This is a genomic window from Streptomyces fuscichromogenes, from assembly GCF_014645815.1.
Classification (GTDB): Bacteria; Actinomycetota; Actinomycetes; order Streptomycetales; family Streptomycetaceae; genus Streptomyces; species Streptomyces fuscichromogenes.
This window is the reverse complement of sequence record NZ_BMML01000004.1, coordinates 77,420-99,972: the sequence shown is the minus strand read 5'-3', so window position 1 is coordinate 99,972 and position 22,553 is coordinate 77,420. Positions and strand designations below refer to the sequence as shown.

General features: G+C 74.8%; 1 protein-coding gene. It reads right to left on the bottom strand.

All coding sequences use genetic code 11. The annotated features are described in order from the left end of the window. Nucleotides 1-25 precede the first annotated feature (25 nt). Nucleotides 26-22,378, bottom strand: a complete 22,353-nt coding sequence (locus tag IEZ11_RS09980; RefSeq protein ID WP_189262308.1) for a non-ribosomal peptide synthase/polyketide synthase — start codon at nucleotides 22,376-22,378, stop codon at nucleotides 26-28. Between the last annotated feature and the right edge of the window lie 175 nt (nucleotides 22,379-22,553).

Genomic DNA, 22,553 nt, shown 5'->3' with positions numbered 1-22,553 from the left:
CGGTCTGTTCGGTGGGTGCGGACGGTCAGTTCAGTTCGTCCGCGCGTGCTACCAGCGCCTCCAGCGCCCGGAACCAGGTCCCGGCCAGCTCCCGTACCGCGTCCTCGGTGAGGAGTCCGGCCGCGTACGACCAGTGCGCGCCGAGTTCCGGCCCCTCGGGGCGGTCCTCGGTGAGGGCGTTGAGGGTGAGCGCGTGCGACATCGGCATATCGGCGTCGGGATCGAGGTCGGCGGCGTCCTCCTCGGCGGCGTAGGACCAGTCGGCGGCCGCGGGGCGGTCGAAGCGGCCCATGTAGTTGAACTCGATCTGCGGCTCGGCGAGTTCGGCGAGGAGCGGGGCGGTCGCGGGGTTGAGCCGGCGCAGCAGGCCGTGGCCGATGCCGGCCGCCGGGAGGGCGGTGAGGTGGTCGCGGATCCGGGCCACCGCCGCGTCCAGGGCGGGTCCGCCGGCCAGGGCGTCGGGGCCGCAGGCACCGGGGTCGAGCCGTACCGGGACGACGCTGGTGAACCAGCCGACCGTGCGGGACAGGTCGGCGTCGCCCGCGAGTTCCTCCTCGCGGCCGTGGCCCTCCAGGTCGACCAGGACCGGGCCGCCGGTGCCCGCCGCGCCCAGGGTCCGGGCCCGCCAGTCGCCGACGGCGAGGGCGAACGCGGTGAGCAGGACGTCGTTGACGCTCGCCCCGAAGGCGGCCGGCACCCGGCTCAGCAGCGGGCCGGTGACGGCGGCCGGCAGGGAGAGGGACAGGTGGCGGCTGGTGGCGACCGTGTCCCGGGCCGGGTCGAGCGGGCGGGCCAGGGGCAGGTCGGCGCCCGCGGCGAGGGCGGAGGTCCACCAGGGCAGCTCGTCCTCGGCCGCCGGTTCGCAGGCCCGGGCGCCGAGCAGCCGGGACCAGCGGGCGAACGACAGCTCCACCGGCGCCAGTTCGGAGGTACGGCCACCGCGGACGGCCGACCAGGCGGTGGCCAGGTCGGGCAGCAGTACGCGCCAGGAGACGCCGTCGACCACCAGGTGGTGGACGAGGAGCAGCAGCCGTCCGGGCCGGTCCGGGCCGGCGTCGAACCAGACCGCCCGCACCATCGCCCCGGCCTCGGGATCGAGTCCCGCGAGGGCCGCCGGCGCGTGGCGGGCGATGACGTCCCGCAGCACGGCCTCGTCCGGAACGGCCCCGGAGGCGACGGCCTCGGACGTCACGGCTCCAGAGGCGACGGCCTCAGACGTCACGGCCCCGGAGGCGACGGCCTCGTCGGGAACGGCCCCGAAGGCGACGGCCTCGGACGTCACTGCCTCGCGTACGTCGACCCGGGTGAGCCAGGTTCGTACGTCGGTGTCGGTTGCCGCGGGTACCGAGAGCGCGGCCTCCGGAGTGCGGACGAGCCGGGCCCGGAGCATGTCGTGCCGGGCGGCGAGCGCCCCGAGCACGGCCAGCAGGCCGGGTTCGGTGAGGTCCGCCGGGGTGCGGAGCAGGGCCGCCTGATGGTAGGCGGCGACCGGGCCGCCGCGGTCGAGCAGGGCGCGCATGATCGGGGTGAGCGGGACGCTGCCGGTGCCGTCGTCGTGCGTGGCCCGCCGGTCGTCGGCGCCCAGCGGGACGGCGACGGCGGCGAGGCCGGCGACCGTGCGGTGCTGGAGGACCTGGCGGGGGGTGACCCGCAGGCCGCCCGAGCGGGCGCGGGCGACGAGTTGCATGGCGACGATGCTGTCCCCGCCGAAGGCGAAGAAGTCGTCGTCCGTGCCGATCGCCTCGGCGGGCAGGCCGAGGGCGTCCGCGAACAGGTCGCGCAGGACGCGCTCGGTGTCGTTCTCCGGCACCCGGCCACCGCCCGACGCGCTGAAGTCGGGGGCGGGCAGGGCGGCCCGGTCGAGCTTGCCGTTGGAGAGCAGCGGCAGCCGCTCCAGGACGACCACGGCGGCCGGGACCATGTAGTCGGGCAGGCGGGCGGCGGCGTACGCACGCAACTCCACGCCGCCCGTGCCGCCCGTGCCGTCCGTGCCGCCCGTGCCGTCGGCGCCACCGGTGACCGCGTAGGCGATCAACTGGCGTACTCCGGGCCGGTGTTCGCGGGTCACGACGACACTCTGCGCCACCGCCGGGTGGGCGTCCAACGCGGCCTCGATCTCGGCGAGTTCGACCCGGTAGCCGCGGATCTTCACCTGGTCGTCGGTGCGTCCGGCGAACTCCAGGAGCCCGTCCTCGGTCCAGCGGGCCAGGTCACCGGTGCGGTACATGCGGGTGCCGGGCAGCCCGAAGGGATCGGCGACGAAGCGTTCGGCGGTGAGGTCGGGCCGGTCGAGGTAGCCGCGGGCCAGGCCCGGTCCGGACAGGTACAGCTCGCCGGTGACGCCGGGCGGGACCGGGCGCAGGGCGGTGTCCAGGACGTAGGCGCGGGAGTGGTGGACGGGGCGGCCGACGACCGGTCGGGCGCTGTCGCCGACCCGGCCGACGAGGGCGTCGACGGTGGCCTCGGTGGGGCCGTACAGGTTGACCGCCTCGGTGTCCGGGAGTGCGGCCAGCCGGTTCCACAGCGACTCGGGGACGGCCTCGCCGCCGAAGCCGACCACCGCGAGCGGGCAGTCGCCGCCGGGCCCGATCAGGCCGCTGTCGGCCATCCGGGCCAGCAGGGACGGGGTGACCTCGATGAAGTCGATGCCCCGGTCGCGGATGAAGGTGGTGAGGAGCTCGGGGTCGCGGCGGGTCTCGTCGTCGGCGATGTGCAGGGCGTGGCCGTCGAGGAGCCACAGCTGCGGCTGCCAGGAGGCGTCGAAGGAGAACGACCAGGCGTGCCCGACCCGCAGGTGGCGCCGCCCGGTGCGCTCCTTGGCGAGGTCGTGCAGGTCGTGGCGGTGGCTGTGGAAGAGGTTGGCGATACCGCGCTGGGTGACGACGACGCCCTTGGGGCGGCCGGTGGACCCGGAGGTGTGGATGACGTAGGCGGGGTGGTCGGGGCCGGGGGCGGTGGGTTCGGCCCGCGGCAGGCCGTCCGGCAGGCCGTTCGCCGGGGCGTCGAGGAGCAGGACCGGGGTGTCGGTGGCGGGCAGGCCGGTGGCGGTCTCGGCGGTGGCCAGGACGAGTACCGGGCGGGCGTCCGCGAGCATGCCGGCGAGACGGGCCGTGGGCAGGTCGGGGTCGAGGGGCAGATAGGCGGCGCCCGCCTTCATGACGGCGAGGATCGCGGCGATGTGGTCGGCGGTGCGGGGCAGGGCGAGGGCGACGATCCGCTCGGGTGCGGCGCCGTGCCCGGCCAGGACGCGCGCCAACTCGGAGCTGCGGGCGTCGAGTTCGGCGAAGGTCCAGGTGGTGCGGCCGTCAGTGACGGCGACCGCGTCCGGGGTGGCGGCGGCCTGGGCGGCGAACAGCGCCGGTACCGTGCCGAGGCGTTCGGCGGCCGGGAGGGCGGTGTCGTTCCAGGTCTCCAGGACGGTGTACCGGTCGGCGGACCCGAGCAGGTCGAGTCGGCCGACGGGGCGCCCGGGGTCGGCGGCCATGCCGGTCAGCAGGCCGGTCAGGGCGTCCGTGATCCGCCGTACGGTGGCCGCCTCGAACAGGTCGGGGCGGAACTCGGCGGTCACCCGCAGGCGTTCGGCGGGCTCGACGGCCCAGGCCAGCGGGTAGTGGGTGGAGTCGGCGTGCTCGCGGACCGTGGCGCGCGGCGCGTCACCCGGGTCGTGGTCGGGTTCCGCCACCGGGTACGACTCGAACACCACCAGTGTGTCGAAGAGTTCGCCCAGTCCGGCGGTGCGCTGGATGTCGGCGAGGCCGAGGTGCTGGTGGGCGATGAGCCGGGACTGTTCGTCCTGGAGCCGTTCCAGGAGGGCGGCCGTGCTCTCCTCGGGGCGGATCCGCACCCGGACCGGGATCGTGTTGATGAACAGGCCGATCATCGCCTCGGATCCGGCGAGTTCGGGCGAGCGGCCCGCGACGGTGGCGCCGAACACCACGTCGTCACGTCCGGTGAGCCTGCCGAGGAGCACGCCCCAGGCAGCCTGGACCAGGGTGTTGACGGTGACGCCCGCACGCCGGGCGGCCGCCTCCAGCTCCGCCGTCCGGCCGGCGTCCAGCTCCACGGTGTGGGTGTGCGGGACGGCGGCGGCCCGGTCGGGGTCGGCGGGCGCGAGCCGGGTGGGTTCGGCGAGGCCGGTGAGGGCCCCGGCCCAGGCGGCGGCGGAGGCGGCCGGGTCCTGGGCGGCCAGCAGCCGCAGGTGCTCCCGGTAGGGGGCGGGCGGAGCCGGTGTGCGGCCCTCGTAGCGCGCCCAGAGTTCGGCGGCGAGCAGCGGCAGCGACCAGCCGTCGAGGAGCAGGTGCTGGTGCGAGAGTACGAGGCGGTTCCGGTCCGGGCCGGTGCGGGCCAGCAACAGCCGCAGCAGCGGCGGGCGTTCGGGGTCGAAGCGGCGCCGCTCCTGTCCGAGCAGCCGGGTCCAGACCGCCTCGTCGCCCGGGTCGGCGCCCCCGTCGGTGAGGTCGAGCTGCCGCCAGGGCAGCACGGCGGTGCGCGGTACGACGGCCACCGGTCGTCCGGAGGACAGGTACCGGAAGCCGCTGCGCAGGTTCTCGTGGGCGTCGAGCAGGTCCTGTGCGGCGGTGCGCAGCCGGTCGGCGTCGACGGGGCCTTCGAGGTCGTAGGAGATCTGGACGGTGTAGACGTCCGGGCCGTCGTCGCCGGAGTCCAGGGCCGCGTGGAAGAGCAGTCCGGCCTGGAGCGGGGAGAGCGGCAGCACGTCGGTGCCGGCGGGCAGGGCGGCGACCTCGGCGCGTTCGGCGTCGGTGAGGTCGAGCAGGGCGGCGGTGGCGTGCCGTTCGTCCACCGCGGTCGTCGCGACCGCGGCCAGCCCCGCCACCGACTTGTGCCGGAACACGTCGCGCGGACTGAACGCCAGCCCGGCGGCGCGGGCCCTCGCGACCAGTTGCATGGCGACGATGCTGTCCCCGCCGAGGGCGAAGAAGTCGTCCTGCACACCCACCCGTTCGAGGCCGAGCACCTCGGCGACGAGGGCGCCCAGGGTCTCCTCCAGCGGGGTCCGCGGCCGGGTGTCGGTCACCTCGGCGGCGAAGTCCGGGGCGGGCAGGGCCCTGCGGTCGAGCTTGCCGTTCGGGGTGAGCGGCAGGGCGTCGAGGGTGACCACGGCGGCCGGGACCATGTACTCGGGCAGGGCGGCCGCGATGTGGACCCGCAGGGCCGCGGGGTCCACCGTGGCGCCGGGGGCCGGGACGACGTGGGCCACGAGCCGGTCGTCGAGGACGGTGACGGTGGCGTGGGCGACGGCCGGGTGGGCGGCGAGCACCGCCTCGATCTCACCGGGTTCGATCCGGAACCCGCGCAACTTGACCTGGTCGTCGGTACGCCCCAGATACTCCAGCACACCGTCGGCCGTCCACCGGGCCAGGTCACCCGTCCGGTACATACGAGCCCCCGCCCGACCGTACGGATCGGCGACGAACCGCTCGGCCGTCAGGCCGGGCCGGGCCAGATAACCGCGGGCCAGCTGCACACCCGCCAGGTACAGCTCACCCGGGACGCCCGGCGGCACCGGACGCAGCCCCGCGTCGAGAACGTACACACGGGTGTTCCAGACCGGCCGACCGATGGGGACGACCGCCGCACCCGGAACGATCTCGATCGCCGTGACGTCCACGGACGCCTCGGTCGGACCGTAGAGGTTGTACAGGCGGGCGTCGAGCACCCCGTGGAAACGGCGGGTGAGAGCGGCCGGGAGCGCCTCGCCGCTGCACATCACCTGACGCAGCCCGGTGCAGCCGGCGGCGGCGGGCTCGTCGAGGAAGGCGCGCAGCATGGACGGCACGAAGTGGACGGTGGTGACGCCTTGTTCGCGGATCAGCGCGGCCAGGTAGGCCGGGTCCTGGTGGCCCTCGGGCCGGGCGACGACCAGTGCGGCGCCGGTGATCAGCGGCCAGAAGAACTCCCACACCGACACGTCGAAGCCGGCCGGCGTCTTCTGCAGCACCCGGTCGTCGGCGCCGAGCCGGTAGGTGTCCTGCATCCACAACAGCCGGTTGGCAATGCCCTCGTGCGGGACGACCACGCCCTTGGGGCGGCCGGTGGAGCCCGAGGTGTAGATGACGTACGCGGGGTGGCGGGGGTCGTAGGAGGCCGGCAGGGGGGCGTCGGCCGGGTGGTCGGGGGTGCCGTCGGCGGTCACCGTGAGGCGGGGTACGCCGGTGTCCGGAACGGTCACGCCGTCTCCCGTGACCAGGCAGGCCGGACGGGCGTCGGTGAGCGTGTACGCCAGCCGATCGGCCGGGTAGCCGGTGTCGAGGGGCAGGTAGGCGGCGCCCGCGCGGTGCACGGCGAGCAGGGTCACCACGAGGGCGACGGAGCGCGGCAGGGCGACGGCGACGGTCGTCTCGGCGCGGGCGCCGTGCGCGGCCAGGGTGTGGGCGAGCCGTTCGACGCGCCGGTCGAGTTCGGCGTAGGTGAGGGAGGTGTCCTCGAAGACGACGGCCGGGGCGGCGGGGGTGCGGGCCGCCTGGGCGCGGAACAGCTCGGGGAGGGTGAGGTCCGGGACCGGACGGGCGGTGTCGTTCCAGTCGGCGAGGACGAGAGCGCGTTCGTCGTCACGCAGCACGTCGAGGGTGCCGACGCGGCGGCCGGGGTCGGCGGCGACCTGGGCCAGCAGGGACTCCAGGCGGCGGGCGAGGAGTTCGGCGGTCCGCTCGTCGAAGAGGTCGGCGCTGTACTCGATCCAGCCGTCGATGTGCTCGCCCTGCTCGACGAAGTCGAAGCTGAGGTCGAACTTGGCGCTGTCCTGCCCGACGGTCTCGCGGCGGGCGGTGAGGCCGGGCAGCGCGGGTCCGGCGCCCTGTCCGGCGAGGTGGACGACCATCACCTGGAACAACGGGTGCCGGGCCAGGGAGCGTTCGGGGTTGAGGGTCTCCACCAGCCGTTCGAAGGGCAGGTCCTGGTGCTCGTAGGCGGCGAGGTCGGTGTCCCGGACCCGGGCCAGCAGGTCGGCGAAGGTGGGGTCGCCGGACAGGTCGGTGCGCAGGACAAGGGAGTTGACGAAGAACCCGACGAGGTCTTCGAGTGCCTCGTCGGTCCGCCCGGACACCGGGGCGCCGAGCGGGATGTCGTCGCCCGCGCCGAGCCGGTGCAGCAGGGTGGCCACGGCGGCCTGGGCCACCATGAACATGCTGACGCCGTGGGCGCGGGCCAGGCCGCGCAGGGCGCCGGCCAGGGCGGGCGGGACGGTGAAGCCGGTGGTGCCGCCGCTCCCGGTGGGCTCGACGGGGCGCGGCCGGTCGGTGGGCAGATCGAGCTCGGCGGGCAGCCCGTGCAGGGTTTCGGTCCAGTGGGCGAGCAGCTCCGTCTCGGTCGCGGCGAGCAGGTCGCGCTGCCAGAGCGTGTAGTCGGCGTAACTCGCGGGCAGCGGGGCCCAGTCGGGGGCGCGTCCGGCGGTGCGGGCCGCGTAGGCGGTGGCCAGGTCGGCGAGCAGCGGGCGGTCGGACCACTCGTCGGTGGCGATGTGGTGCAGCAGGAGCAGCAGCACGTGCTCGTCGGGCCCGGTCTCGAACAGAGTTGCCCGGACCGGGAGTTCGCGTTCCAGGTCGAAGAGGTGCGCGGCCCGTTCCGTCAGCTCCCCGAACGGCGCTGTCTCCAGGGGAACCTGGGCGTCCGGCAGGATCCGCTGGTACGGCACTCCGTCGACCGCCGGGAAGACGGTGCGCAGCGGGGTGTGCCGGGCCGCCACATCGTTCAGGGCGGCCTGGAGGGCGTTCCGGTCGAGAGGGCCTGCCAGCCGCCAGGCCGAGGGCAGGTTGTACGCCGTACTCGCCCCGTCGACCTGTGCGAGCAGCCAGAGCCGACGCTGGGCGGAGGACAGCGGAAGCAGTTCGGGGCGCGGGCGCGGGACGGCGAGGGCGGGACGCGATCCGGTGGCCGGCGTGCCGGTGCGGGCGGTGAGCAGGGCCACCGTCGGTGCCTCGAAGACGGCGCGGACCGTCAGGTCGGTGCCGAGTGCGGTGCGGATACGGCCGACCAGGCGCATGGCGAGCAGCGAGTGGCCGCCCAGCGCGAAGAAGTCGTCGTCCACGCCCACCCGTTCGCGGCCCAGGACGTCGGCGAACAGCGCGGCGAGGATCTCCTCGCGCGCGGTGCGCGGCGCGGTGCCGTCGCCCGTGCCCGCGGTGAACTCGGGGGCGGGCAGGGCCTTGCGGTCGAGCTTGCCGTTCGGGGTGAGCGGCAGCGTGTCGAGGGTGACGTAGGCGGCCGGCACCATGTGGGCGGGGAGTACGGCGGCGGCGTGGCCGCGCAGGGCGGTCGCGTCCACCACGGCGCCCGCGGCGGGGACGACGTGGGCCACGAGTGCCTGGGCGTGCACGGTGACGGTGGCGTGGGCGACGGCCGGGTGGGCGGCGAGCACCGCCTCGATCTCACCGGGTTCGATCCGGAACCCGCGCAGCTTGACCTGGTCGTCGGTACGCCCCAGATACTCCAGCACACCGTCGGCCGTCCACCGGGCCAGGTCACCCGTCCGGTACATACGAGCCCCCGCCCGACCGTACGGGTCCGCGACGAACCGCTCGGCCGTCAGGCCGGGCCGGGCCAGATAACCGCGGGCCAGCTGCACACCCGCCAGGTACAGCTCACCCGGGACGCCCGGCGGCACCGGACGCAGCCCCGCGTCGAGAACGTACACACGGGTGTTCCAGACCGGCCGACCGATGGGGACGACCGCCGCACCCGGAACGATCTCGATCGCCGTGACGTCCACGGACGCCTCGGTCGGACCGTAGAGGTTGTACAGGCGGGCGTCCGGCAGGACGTGGTCGAACCGGGCGGCCAGCGGCGCGGGAAGCGCCTCGCCGCTGCACATCACCTGACGCAGCCCGGTGCAGCTCGCGGCCGTCGGCTCCTCCAGGAAGAGCTGGAGCATGGAGGGCACGAAGTGGACGGTGGTGACGTCCTGTTCGCGGATCAGCGCGGCCAGGTAGGCCGGGTCGCGGTGGCCCTCGGGCCGGGCGACGACCAGTGCGGCGCCGGTGATCAGCGGCCAGAAGAACTCCCACACCGACACGTCGAAGCCGGCCGGCGTCTTCTGCAGCACCCGGTCGTCGGCGCCGAGCCGGTAGGTGTCCTGCATCCACAGCAGCCGGTTGGCGATGCCCTCGTGCGGGACGACCACGCCCTTGGGGCGGCCGGTGGAGCCCGAGGTGTAGATGACGTACGCGGGATGGCGGGGGTCGTACGACGACGGCAGCTCGCCCTCCGGGCCGGCGGGCAGGGCGTCGCGGATCACGCACACCGGGCGGGCGTCCTCGACCATGAGGGCGAGCCGGTCCGCCGGGTATTCCGGGTCCAGCGGCAGATAGGCGGCACCGGCGCGGTGCGTGGCGAGGATGGCGGTGACGAGGTCCGCCGAACGCGGCAGGGCGACGGCGACGGTGCGCTCCGGGCCCGCACCGAGACCGGCCAGGACCCGGGCGGTGTGCTCGACGCGGGCGTCCAGCTCGGCGTAGGTGAGCCGCTGTCCCTCGAAGACGAGGGCGGTGGCGTCGGGGGTGCGGGCCGCCTGGGCGCGGAACAGCTCGGGGAGGGTGAGGTCCGGGACCGGACGGGCGGTGTCGTTCCAGTCGGCGAGGACCCGGGCCCGCTCGTCCTCGTCCAGGAGGCCGAGGTCCCCGAGCGGGGCGTCCGGTGCGGCGGCCGCGTGCGCCAGGAGCCGGGCGGCCCGGTCGGCCAGGGCTTCGGCGGTGCCGTGGTCGTAGAGGTCGGTGGCGTACTCCAGGAGCAGGACCACGCGGTCGGACTCGTCGACGTAGGTGAAGTGCAGGTCGAACTTGGCCATGCCGGTGTCCATGTCGGACCACTCGGTGGCCAGGCCCAGCACGTCGGGGTCGCCGTCGGGCCGGTGGTGGTAGCCGAGCATGACCTGGAAGAGCGGGTTGCGGCCGGCCACCCGGGGCGGGTTGAGCGCCTCCACCACCCGGTCGAAGGGCAGGTCCTGGTACGCGAAGGCGGACAGCGACGACTCCCGTACCCGGCCGAGCAGTTCACGGAAGGTCAGCCGGTCGCCGGAGAGATCGGTGCGCAGCACCAGGGTGTTGACGAAGAAGCCCACCAGGTCGCCGAGCGCCTCGTCGGTGCGGCCCGCGATGGGTGCGCCGAGGGGGATGTCGTCGCCCGCGCCGAGCCGGTGCAGCAACGCGGCGGTGGCGGCCTGGAACAGCATGAACATGCTGGTGCCGGTGGCCGTCGTGAGGTCGCGCAGGGCGAGGCCGGTGGCGGCGGGCAGCTCCAGCCGGACCCTGCCGCCGCGTCCGGTCGGCTCGGCGGGGCGCGGCCGGTCGGCGGGCAGCGCCAGCTCCTCGGGCAGCTCGCGCAAGGCCGTGGTCCAGTAGGCGAGTTGGACCTCGCCGGTGGCGTCGAGCAGCTCCCGCTGCCAGAGGGTGTAGTCGGCGTACTGCACGGGCAGCGGTGCCCAGTCCGGGGCCGCACCCGCGCGGCGGGCCGCGTAGGCGGTGCCGAGGTCGGCGAGGAACGGCCGGTCGGACCACTCGTCGGTGGTGATGTGGTGCAGCACGACGGCCACCACGTGGTCGTGGTCCGCGAGCCGGAACACCTCGCAGCGCAGCGGGAGTTCCGCGGCCAGGTCGAAGGGCCGGCGCTGGGCCGCCTCGATGAGCGCGGGCAGTTCCTCCTCGGTGGCTTCGGCGACGGTGAGGGCCGGGTGTGCGTCCTCGGCGGGGAGGATCCGCTGGTACGGCTCGCCGTCGTGAGCCGGGAACACGGTGCGCAGCGCCTCGTGGCGGGCGGCCACGTCCCGCAGGGCGGCGCGCAGGGCCCCGGTGTCGAGGTCGCCGCGCAGCCGGAAGACCAGCGGGAAGTTGTAGGCGACGCCACTGCCGGTGATCTGCTCCACGAGCAGCAGCCGGCGCTGGGCCGGGGACAGCGGGATCCGGGCGGGCCGGTCGGTCACCGGGGTGACGGGCGGCCGGGCCGGGCTTGCCGAGCCGACCCGGGCGGCGAGCCGGGCCGGGGTGGGGGCCTCGAAGAGGTCACGGATGGCGAGTTCGGCGCCCAGTTCGGTGCGGGCGCGGCTGACCAGCCGGGTGGCGAGCAGCGAATGGCCGCCCAGGTCGAAGAAGTTGTCCTCCGCACCGGCCTCGGGCAGCCCGAGCACCTCCGCGAACAGGCGGCAGAGCACCTCCTCCTGCGGGGTGCGGGGGCCGCGGCCGCCACCGAGGGCGACGGCGGGTTCGGCCTCGGGCAGGGCCCGCACGTCCAGCTTGCCGTTGGCGTTCATGGGCAGGCCGTCGACGGTGACGAAGGCGGCCGGGACCATGTACTCGGGCAGCTCCCGGCCGAGGTCCTCGCGCAGCCGCCGGACCAGGGCGCTGGTCTCGCGGGCGGCGGTGGGGTCGTTGGCGTAGGGGACGGTACCGCCGCCGGGGCGGAACAGGCCGCCGGTGCGGGGGTGTTCGGCGGTCAGGAAGACGGCGTCGTAGCTGCCGGTCCGCTCCGACCAGGTCGTCAGCACGCGGTGTCCGGCCTCCGCGCCGAGCGCGTGCAGGGTCTCCGGGTCGACGCCGTCCTCGTGGGTGCGGCCGTCGGGGATGCCGGTGACGCGCAGCGCCCCGGGCCGTTCGGCGGCCGGGCGTCGGCCGACCCGGGCGGTGAGCTGCCCGATGCCGTCCAGCAGGCGGCCGACGGCCTCGGACGTCCGGTTGCCGTGGACGAGTTCGCCCACCGCGTGGGCCGCGGCCCACTCGACCGACGGCGCGTCGTCGAGGCGGAGGTCCGGCTCTCCGGCGTACAGGACGACGTCGTAGCGGTGCCGGGTCAGTTCGTTGTGGTGCCGGCCGCGCTTGGTGCGCAGGTCGACTCCGTAGCCGAGGGTGGTGAAGTAGTCCGGGTCGACGAGGAGTTCCTTCTCCAGGCGCAGTCCGCGCTCCACCGCCCGCTCCAGGTCGGCCGCCGCCGTCCCGCGGGCGCGCTGGATCTCGGTGTGGAAGGTGCGGGCGAGCCGCAGGTTGCGGACGTCGCCGACGAACAGGGCGCCGCCGGGGGCGAGCAGCTCCATGGCGCCGTCGATGACGGCCGTGAGGTACTCGATGCTCGGGAAGTACTGGATGACGGAGTTGACGACGATCGTGTCGAAGTGGCCGACGGGCAGGCCGCTGAGGTCGTCGGCGGGCCGGCAGCGCAGTTCGACCCTCGCCGCCAGCCCGGCGTCACGGGCCCGCAGTTCCGCGCCGAGCTTGCGGATCACCGGGGCGGCGAAGTCGGTCGCCCAGTACTCCTCGGACTCCGGGGCGAGCCGGGAGAGCAACAGGCCGGAGCCGACGCCGATTTCGAGGATGCGGCGCGGGTTCAGGGCGCGGATGCGGGCGACCGTGGACTCGCGCCACTCGTGCATCTGCTCGAAGGGGATGGGCCGGCCGTCGTAGGAGCTGTCCCAGCCGTCGTACTGCTCGGTGAAGACGGCGGTGCCGATCTCCTCGTACTCGTCGGAGTAGATCTCCTGCCACTCCCCCACCTGCGCGGCCTCGGCGGCGGTGCGGTCGGCGGGGTCGGCGCCGGAGGGCACGACATAGCCGACGAGGCGTTCGTCGCGGACCACGACGGCGGCCTGGGAGACCAGCGGGTGGCGGCTGAGGGCGGTCTCGATCTCGCCGGGTTCGACGCGGTAGCCGCGGATCTTCACCTGGTCGTCGGTGCGCCCGAGGAAGTCGAGGTTGCCGTCGGGGCCCCGGCGCACCAGGTCGCCGGTGCGGTACATGCGCTCGCCGGGCTCCCCGAACGGGTCGGCGACGAACCGCTCGGCGGTCAGGCCGGGCCGGTCGAGGTAGCCGCGGGCCAGGCCGATGCCGGCGATGTACAGCTCGCCGGGGACCCCGTCGGGCACCGGGCGCAGCCAGGCGTCCAGGAGGTGGGCGCGAGTGCCGCGGATGGGCTTGCCGACGGTGGGGGTGGCGCTGTCGAGGGTGCCGCCGCCGAGGGTGTTGATGGTGTACTCGGTCGGCCCGTACAGGTTGTAGCCGTAGGTGCCCTCGGTGTCGCGCAGGGCCGCCCACACCGTCTCCGGGACCGCCTCGCCGCCGAGCAGGACGAGCGGCGGGACATGCCCCTCCAGCAGGCCCTGCTCGATCAGCAGCCGGGCGTACGTGGGGGTCACGTTGACGACGTCGACGCGGTGGCGTTGGCAGTAGGCCACCAGCGCCTCCGCGTCGCGCCGCAACTCCTCGTCGCAGATGTGCACTTCGTGGCCCTCGACCAGCCAGAGCAGCTCCTCCCACGACATGTCGAAGGCGAAGGAGACGGTGTGCGCGATCCGCAGCCGCCGGCCGCCCGCCGCGGCGATCGCGGGCTCGAAGATCTCCTTCTGGTGGTTGAGCTGCATGTTGGTCAGGCCCCGGTAGGGGGTGACGACGCCCTTGGGGCGGCCGGTGGAGCCGGAGGTGTAGATGACGTAGGCGGGGTGTTCGAGGCTGAAGCGGCGGCGGACGGGGGTGCCGGGCAGCCCGGCCAGTTCGTCCCGGACCGCCGGGTCGTCGAGCAGGACGCGCGGCAGGTCGTCGCCGTCGAGGGTCGCGGAGACGGCGGCGGTGGAGAGCAGCAGCAGCGGGCGGGCGTCGGCCAGCATCAGGGAGAGCCGGTCGGCCGGGTGGTCCAGTTCCAGGGGCAGGTAGGCGGCGCCGGTGCGCAGGACGGCGAAGAGCGCGACCACCATGTCCAGGGAGCGGCCGAGGCCGAGCGCGATCACCCGCTCGGGACCGGCGCCGCGTTCGATGAGCAGCCGGGCCATCCGGTCGACGGCCGCGTCGAGTTCGGCGTAGGTCAGCGCGCGCTCGCCGAGGACCAGGGCCCTGGCGTCCGGGGTACGGACGGCCTGGGCGGCGAGCAGGTCGGCGACGGTCTCCTCTGGGACCTCGACCCGGCCGGCCGCCCGCTCCTCGCGCAGGGCCGCGTGTTCGGCGGGCAGCAGCGGGTCGAGGGAGCCCACGGGTGCCGTGAGGTCGGCGGTGAGCCGGTCGACGAGGAGGGTGAAGCGGTCGAGCAGGGCGCGGGCCCGGTCGGCCGGGACCAGGTCGGGCCGGTGGGTGAGGGTGACCGCGATCCGCTGTCCGGGGGTGATGACGAGGTTGGCCGGGTAGTGGGTGGCGTCGACGTTGGCGACGGCGGTGGCGCCGTGCCGGGTGCGGAGCTCTTCGAGCCGGTCCTCGGTGTCGTTGTTGCGGAGCACGAACAGGGTGTCGAAGAGCTTGCGGTGCCCGGTCTCGGCCTGGAGCACGCCGAGGCTGAGGTGCTCGTACGGCATCAGGTCGAGGCGCTCGCCCTGGATGCGGCGGAGCAGGTCGAGGACCGGCTCGGCGGGGTCGAGGGCGATCCGGGTGGGGACGGTGTTGAGGAACAGGCCGATGATGTTCTCGACGTCGTGGACCTCGCTGGGCCGGCCGGCGACGGTGGTGCCGAACACGATGTCGAAGCGGCCGGTCGCGGACCCGAGGGTGAGTCCCCAGGCCGCGTTGAGCAGGGTGTTCAGGGTGAGGCCGTGCGCGCGGCCGGTCTCCCGCAGCCGGTCGCCGAGTTCGGCGGTGAGGCGTACGTCGAGCTGGTCGGGGATGACCGGTTCGAGGCCGTCGGCGGCCGTCGGGGCCAGCAGAGTGGGCTCCTCCAGACCGGCCAGCGCGGTGCGCCAGGCGGCGGTGGCGGCCCGGTCGTCCTGCTGGTCCAGCCAGGTCAGGTAGTCCCGGTAGCTGCCGGGGGCGGGCAGCGCGGAGGCGTCGCCGCCGGTCTCGTACAGGGCGAACAGCTCGTCGAGGAAGAGCCAGGCCGACCAGCCGTCCCAGAGGATCAGGTGCCGGCCGATGACGAGCCGGTCGCCGCGCTCGGCGCCGAGGCGCAGCAGGAGCAGCCGGAACAGCGGGGGTGCGGACAGGTCGAACCGCCGGTCGCGCTCGGCGCCGGTCAACTCCCGGACTCTGCGGTCCTGTTCGTCGGCCGGGAGGTGGGAGAGGTCGACCTCGTCGAGCGGGATCTCCGGGGTCTCGACGATGAACTGCACGGGCTGGTCGAGGCCTTCGCTGGTGAAGCCGGCCCGCAGGCCCGGGTTGCGGTCCAGCAGCGTGCGGGCGGCGGCGCGCAGCCGGTCCGGGTCCAGGCCGGCCGCGAAGTCGAAGGTCTCGTGGACGGTGTAGACGTCCAACGCGCCCTGGTCGTAGGCCGAGTGGAAGAACAGGCCCTCCTGGAGGGGAGCCAGCGGCCAGACGTCGGCGACCGCGGCCGGGGCGGCGAGGGCACGGATCCGGGCGTGCTCGGCGTCGGTGAGGGTGAAGGCGGCAGCGGTGGCGGGCGCTTCACGGGTGGCGGTGCCGGTGGTGGCCGCGAGGGCGGCGGGGGTCCGGTGGGTGAAGACGTCGCGCGGGGTGAGGTCCAGGCCGGCCGCGCGGGCCCGGCTGGCTACGCCGATGGAGCTGATGCTGTCGCCGCCGAGCCGGAAGAAGTCGTCGTCCGGGCCGACGTCGGCGATGCCGAGGACGGCGGCGAAGATCTGGGTGAGCCGCTCCTCCAGGGGTCCCGCGGGCTCGCGGCGGACGGCGCGCTCGGTCTCGGGGGCGGGCAGCGCGGCCTGGTCGAGCTTGCCGCTGGGGGTGAGCGGCAGGTCGTCGAGGACGACGTACGCCTCCGGGACCAGCGGTGCGGGCAGCGCCTCGGCGAGGGCGGCGCGCAGTTCGGCGGGCTGTGCGACGGCACCGGTGGCCGGGACCGCGTACGCGACCAGGCGCTGGTCGCGGACGACCACGGCACCGCGCGCCACCGCCGGGTGCCGGGTCAACGCGGCCTCGATCTCGCCGAGTTCGATCCGGTTGCCGCGCAGCTTGACCTGCCGGTCGGTGCGGCCCAGGTAGTCGAGGGTGCCGTCGGGGCCCCGGCGCACCAGGTCGCCGGTGCGGTACATGCGCGCGCCGGGCTCCCCGAACGGGTCGGCGACGAAGCGGTCGGCGGTGAGGGCGGGGCGCCGGTGGTAGCCGCGGGCCAGCTGGACACCGGTCAGGTACAGCTCGCCGGGCACTCCGTCGGGCACCGGGCGCAGGCAGCCGTCCAGCACCCGCAGGCCGGTGTTCCACACGGGCCGTCCGATGGGCACGGTGGTGCCGGGCGTGCCGTCGTAGGCGTGGTACGTGACGTCGACGGCGGCCTCGGTGGGACCGTACAGGTTGTGCAGCGGTACGCCGGTCAGGTCGCGCCAGCGCCGGGCCGCCGCGCCGGACAGGGCCTCACCGCTGCTGAAGACGCGGCGCAGGCCGTCCGCCCAGGCCGGATCGGCGGTGACCTCCTCGGAGGCGAGGAAGGCGTCCAGCATCGACGGCACGAAGTGCGTCGTCGTCACGCCCTCGGCCTGGATCAGCCGGGCCAGGTAGGCGGGGTCGCGGTGCCCGTCGGGCGCGGCGAGCACGACCGCGGCGCCCTCCCGCAGGGCCCAGAAGAACTCCCAGACGCTGACGTCGAAGCTGGACGGGGTCTTCTGCAGCACCCGGTCGTCGGCGGCGAGTCCGTAGGCGCCCTGCATCCAGGAGAGCCGGTTGCCGATGGCCCGGTGGGTGACGACGACGCCCTTGGGGCGGCCGGTGGAGCCGGAGGTGTAGATGAGATAGGCGGGGTGGTCGGGGGCGAGGGGTATGGACCGCGGTACGCCCTCGCGTGCGGGCCCGTCCCCGTCGGCGTCCTCGACCTCGTCCTCGTCCTCGACGTACACGGCCTCCAGTCCGTCCACCGCCGGCAGGCGTACGGCGTCCCGGGCCGTGGTGACGACGGTCCGGGCGCCGGAGTCGGCGAGCATGTACGCGATGCGGTCGGCCGGGTAGTCGAGGTCGACCGGGAGATACCCGGCGCCCGACTTCAGCACGCCGAGCAGGGCGACCATCAGCTCGGCCGAGCGCGGTACGGCGACGGCGACGAACCGCTCGGGTCCGGCGCCGCGGGCCCGCAGGCGACGGGCCAGCCGCTCGGCACGGGCGTCGAGTTCCACGTAGCTGAGGGTGGTGCCCGCGAAGACGACCGCGGTGGCGTCGGGGGTGCGGGCGGTCTGCGCCGCGACGGCGGCGGGCAGGGTGGCCAGTGTTACGGGGCGGAGCTCGCCCTCGGAGTGCACCGCTGCCCGCTCGGCCTCGGTGCGCAGGTCCAGGGCGGCGACCGGGCGCGCGGTGTCCCCGGCGAGGGCGTCCAGGACCCGGGTGAGCCGGTCGGCGAGCAGGTGCACGGCCTCGCCGGAGAGCCGGTTCGCGTGGTGCTTGAGACGCAGGTCGAGCCGGCGGCCGGGCTTGACGATCAGGGCCAGCGGATAGTGCACGGCGTCGTGGAAGGCGTGCCCGGTCAGCCGGACCGTGCCGGTGGGGTCGGCGAGGTCCGGTTCGGCGGGGTAGTTCTCGAACACCACCAGGGTGTCGAAGAGTTCCCCGCCGCCCGCGTGTCCGGCGGCCCGCTGGATCTCGGCGAGGCCGAGGTGCTGGTGGTCCAGCAGGGCGCTCTGCTCCCGCTGGAGGCGTTCCAGGACGGCGCCGAGGGAGTCGGCGGGGGCCCAGCCGAGGCGGGTGGGCAGGGTGTTGATGAAGAGGCCGACCATCGACTCGATGCCGGGCACGGCGGCGTCGCGGCCGGAGACGGTGGTGCCGAAGACCACGTCCTGGCGGCCGGTCAGCCCGGCGAGGAGCAGTCCCCAGGCGGCCTGGACGACCGTGCCCAGGGTGACGCCGTGTTCGCGGGCGCGGGCGGTGAGCCGGGCGGTGGTGCGCTCGGGCACCTCGACGCGGAGCTGGGCGGGCTCGATGGGTCCGGCGGCCGGGGTCCCGGCCAGCCGGGTGGGCTCGTCGATCCCGGCGAGGGCGGTGCGCCAGGCGTCCCGGGCGGCCCGGCGGTCGGCGCGTGCGACGCGGGCCAGGTACCCGTGGTACGGGGCGACTTCGGGCAGTGGTGCGGGCTTCTCTCCGTATAGGGCGAGGAGTTCGCGGTGCAGGACGGGCAGCGACCAGCCGTCCGCGACGATGTGATGGAAGGTCAGGAGCAGGTGGCTGCGGTCCGCGCCGAGGCGGACCAGGGCGCAGCGCAGCAGCGGCGGGCGGGCGAGGTCGAAGCGGCGGGCGCGTTCGTCGGCGGCGACGGCCTCGGCGAGGCCGGCGCGGACGGCGGTGTCCTGGGCGGACAGGTCGACCTCGCGCCACGGCACGTCGAGGCCGGTGGCGACGAGTTGGGCCGGACGGCCGTCCGGGAGCTGGCGGAAGCAGGCGCGCAGCGGGGCGTGCCGGTCGAGGAGCCGCTGGGCGGCCTGCCGCAGGAGGTCGCCGTCGACGGGTCCGGAGAGTTCGAGCACCTGCTGCACGACATAGGCGTCGTGCTCGGCGCCGTCCACGAGGGCGTGGAAGAAGAAACCCTCCTGGAGCGGGCCGAGCGGCAGGACCTCGGCGACCGCGAGCGGGTCTTCGCCCTGGAGCGCGGCGAGTTCGCCGGTGGTCGGCGGGTCCCAGGGCACCTCGGCGGTCGCGCCCTCGGCGGGTGCGGTACGGGCGGCACCGGCGAGCTGGGCGACCGTGCGGTGCCGGAAGACGTCCCGCGGGGTCAGCTCCAGACCGGCCCGGCGGGCCAGGACGAGCAACTGGATGGCGACGATGCTGTCCCCGCCGAGCGCGAAGAAGTCGTCGTCGACGGTCACCGAGGGCACCCGCAGGGCGCGTGCGTACAGATCGCAGAGCAGCCGCTCGCGTTCGGTGCGCGGGGCCCGGCCGGAGCTGAGCAGGCCGTAGTCCGGGACCGGCAGGGCGGCGGAGTCGAGCTTGCCGCTGGGGGTGACGGGGAGCCGGTCCAGCGGGACGAGGGCGGCCGGGACCATGTACTCGGGCAGGAACTCGGCCGCGTGCGCGCGCAGCCCGGCCATCAGCGCGGTGACGTTGCGGAACGGCGCCGGGCGGTTGGCGTGCGGGTGCGCCTGGCCGGGGACGTACAGCGGGCCGAGCGGGGTGTCGGCGCCGCGCGCGAACACCGCGTCGAGGCTGCCGTCCTCGGCGTCCGGGGTCCAGGTGAGTTCGGCCCGGCAGCCGCTCCGGGCGGCGGTCTCGTACAGGTCCTCCGGGTCGACGCCGGCGCTGCCGGTGCGGCTGCGGTCGTCGAGGGCGCCGAGCGCGGCCAGGTCGGGGGCGAGGCGGGCGTTGGGAATGCCGGTGACGCGCAGGCGGTCGGCACCGTCCAGGACGGCGAGCCGCCCGGCAAGGCCCTGTGGACCGCCGAGCGCCGACCAGGGCACCTCGGTCACGAAGCCCCCGGATCCCACCCCGGCCACCGGCACCGCGGCAGGGCCCTGGAGCGGGGAGTCCGTCGGCGCCCCGAGATCCACCGAGGCTTCGGGAAGCGTCGGTGTCGCCGGGTCCGTGGGCGTGCCGGAGGCCGTCGAGTCCGTCGGCGCCGTGGGAGTCGCCGAGCCCGCCCGGACCGTCGCAGTCGCCGTGCCCGGCGGTGCGTCGGCGGCCGCCGTGCCCGGCGGTGCGTCGGCGGCCGCCGGCAGGCTCTCGGCCGGGCGCAGGACGACGTCGTACCGGTAGCGGGTCAGTTCGTTGTGGTGGGTGCCGCGCTTGACGCGGATGTCGGCGGTGAAGCCGTCCAGGGTCGCGAAGTAGTCGGGGTCGACGAGGAGTTCGCCCTCCCAGGCCACGGCCCGGTCGACCGCCGCGCGCAGCGCCTCCTTGTCGTCGGTGGACTCCGTGTGGGTCCGGCCCGACTCGATGGCGGCGGCCAGCGTCCGCAGCAGCCGCAGATTGCGGACGTCGCCGATGAACAACGACCCGCCGGGTGCGAGCAGTTGCGCGGCCGAGCGCAGGACGCCGGTGAGGTAGTCGGCGCTCGGGAAGTACTGGACGACGGAGTTGACGACGATCGTGTCGAAGTGGCCGGCGGGCAGGCCGGTCAGCTCGTGTGCGGGGCGGGCGTGCAGGGTGACCCGGCCGGCCAGCTCGGGAACGGCGTCGACCTGGGCGCGCAGCGCGCGTACCGCCTCCTCGGAGAGGTCGGTGCCGACGTACTCGGCGCACCCGGGGGCGATCCGGGACAGCAGCAGACCGCTGCCGACGCCGATCTCCAGGACCCGGCCGGGCCGCAGTCCGCGGATCCGGGCGACGGTCGCGTCCCGCCACTCGCGCAGGTCGGCGAGCGGGATGGGCAGGCCGTCGTACATGCTGTTCCAGCCCGCGAAGTTCTCCTCGAAGCCGTCGGATCCGGCGGCGGAGTAGAGGAGTTCGTGCAGGTCCTTCCAGTCGGACACGGCCTCGGCGGCCTCGGCGGCGGCGTCCAGCGAGGGCACGACGTAGGCGGCGAGGCGGCGGTCGCCGGGGCGGTCCTCGCGGACCACGACGGCGGCCTGGTCGACGGCCGGATGGGCGCGCAGCACGGACTCGATCTCGCCGGGCTCGATCCGGAAGCCGCGGATCTTGATCTGGCTGTCGGCGCGGCCGTGGAACTCAAGGCGTCCGTCGGACTTCCAGCGGACCAGGTCGCCGGTGCGGTACAGCCGTTCGCCGGGCGCGCCGAACGGGTCGGCGACGAACCGCTCGGCGGTCAGCGCGGGCCGGCCGAGGTAGCCGCGGGCGAGCCCGGCGCCGCCGAGGTACAACTCCCCGACCACTCCGGCGGGTACGGGCCGCAGCCGGTCGTCGAGGACGTGGGCGCGGGTGCCCGGGTCGGGGACGCCGATGGGCACGATGGTGCCGGCCGGGGTGTCCGGGTCGCAGCGGCCGAGCGTGGAGTTGGTGGTGGCCTCGGTGGGTCCGTAGGCGTTGAACATCATCCGGCCGCGCGCGTAACGGCCGACCAGTTCGGGCGAGACCCGCTCGGTGCCGGCCAGCAGGGTGGCGGTGGGCGGGAGGTGTACGTCGTCGGGCATGGCCGCGAGCAGGGCGGGCGGCAGGATCATGAAGGTGATGCCGTGCTCGTCGGCGTAGTCGGCGAGCGGCGCGCCGGGCACCCGGCGGTCGGCCGGTACGACGACCAGCCGGCCGCCGGAGAGCAGGCCGAGGCACAGGTCCCAGAAGGCCACGTCGAAGCTGGGCGAGGCGAACTGAAGGACCCTGCTGTGCGGGCCGATCCCGAACCGCTCGCGCTGGGTGGCGACCAGCTTGGCGACGCCCGCGTGGGAGAGCACCACGCCCTTGGGGCGGCCGGTGGAGCCGGAGGTGTAGATGACGTACGCGGCGTGCGCGACCGTCAGCCCGTCGGCGGTGGCCGGGTCGTGGGCCGGGTGGGCGGCCAGCTCGGCGACGGTCTCCGGGGCGTCCAGGACCAGCGGGTCGGTGCCCGGCGGCAGGTCGGGGACCGTCTCGGCGGTGGTGACGAGGCAGACCGGACGGGCGTCGTCGAGCATGTAGGCGATGCGGTCGGCCGGGTAGTCGGTGTCGACGGGGAGGTAGGCCGCGCCCGTCTTCAGTACGGCGACCTCCGCCACGATCATGTCGGCGGACCGGGGCACGGCGAGCGCCACGACCTGCTCGGGACCGGCGCCCCGGGCGACCAGGGCGTGTGCCAACCGGGCCGCTCGGGCGTCGAGTTCGGCGTAGGTGAGACGGACGTCCGCGTGGATGAGGGCGACTTCGTCGGGGCGGGCGGCCACCTGCTCGGCGAACATGCGCGGCCAGGTGAGCGCGGGCACGTCGTGCGCGGTGTCGTTCCAGTCGGCCAGGATCAGCTGCCGCTCGTCGGCGCCGAGGAGTTCCAGGTCGGCGACCGGGGTGCCGGGCCGGTCGAGGGCGTCGGCGAGGAGGGTGGCGTAGTGGCCGAGGACGCGGTCGGCGGTGGCGGGCTCGAAGAGGTCGGCGGCGTAGTCCGCACGCACCTCCGTGCCGTTCACGGACAGCGCCAGGTCCAGCGGGCCGCCGCCGTCCCAGGGGGCGGTGCCGAAGCCGGCCGAGCACAACAGGGCTCCGCCGCGGCCGGGTTCGGGGGCGAGCAGTCGTAGCAGCTCCGCGGTCGGCAGCCGATGGGCGGTGGCCTGCGCGCGAGCCCGCATGACCTGCTCGCGCAACTCGGCGAACGGCATGTCCCCGTGCACCGTCAGCCGCAGCGGCAGGCCCTGGTGAGCGACCGTCAGATCCTGGGCCACGCCGCCGCCGTAGCGATGCAGCAGGGCGGCGAAGGCGGCGAGCAGGGTGTCCTCGTCGGCCGTCCCGGCGAGCCCGGTCGCATCCGACGCCGGTGCGGACGCCCGTTCGGCACGCGGCCGCGGCTCCCGCAGACGCGTCGGATGCGGGAAGTCGAACGGCAGTGAGGTCTGCGGTGCCGGTGCGGCGAACCGTTCCCGCCAGTACTCCTCCGTGGATGTCGTCCGCGCCGTCGAAGCAGAAGTCGAAGTCGCAGAAGAAGGTGCGGAAGAACGCGTGTTGCCCGACACAGCTGTCCGTGCCTCCCCATAGGTGTGGAACGGCTCAGCGGAGCCGCGACCGCTCGCATAGTAAGGTAAGGATTGCCTAACTCAACAGGGTCAATCCGACTTCAGCGGCCCAAGTCACAGCAGCTGAGGTTATGCTCACCTAACCTGCTATCAGGACTGTTCGCGGTCCACCGGA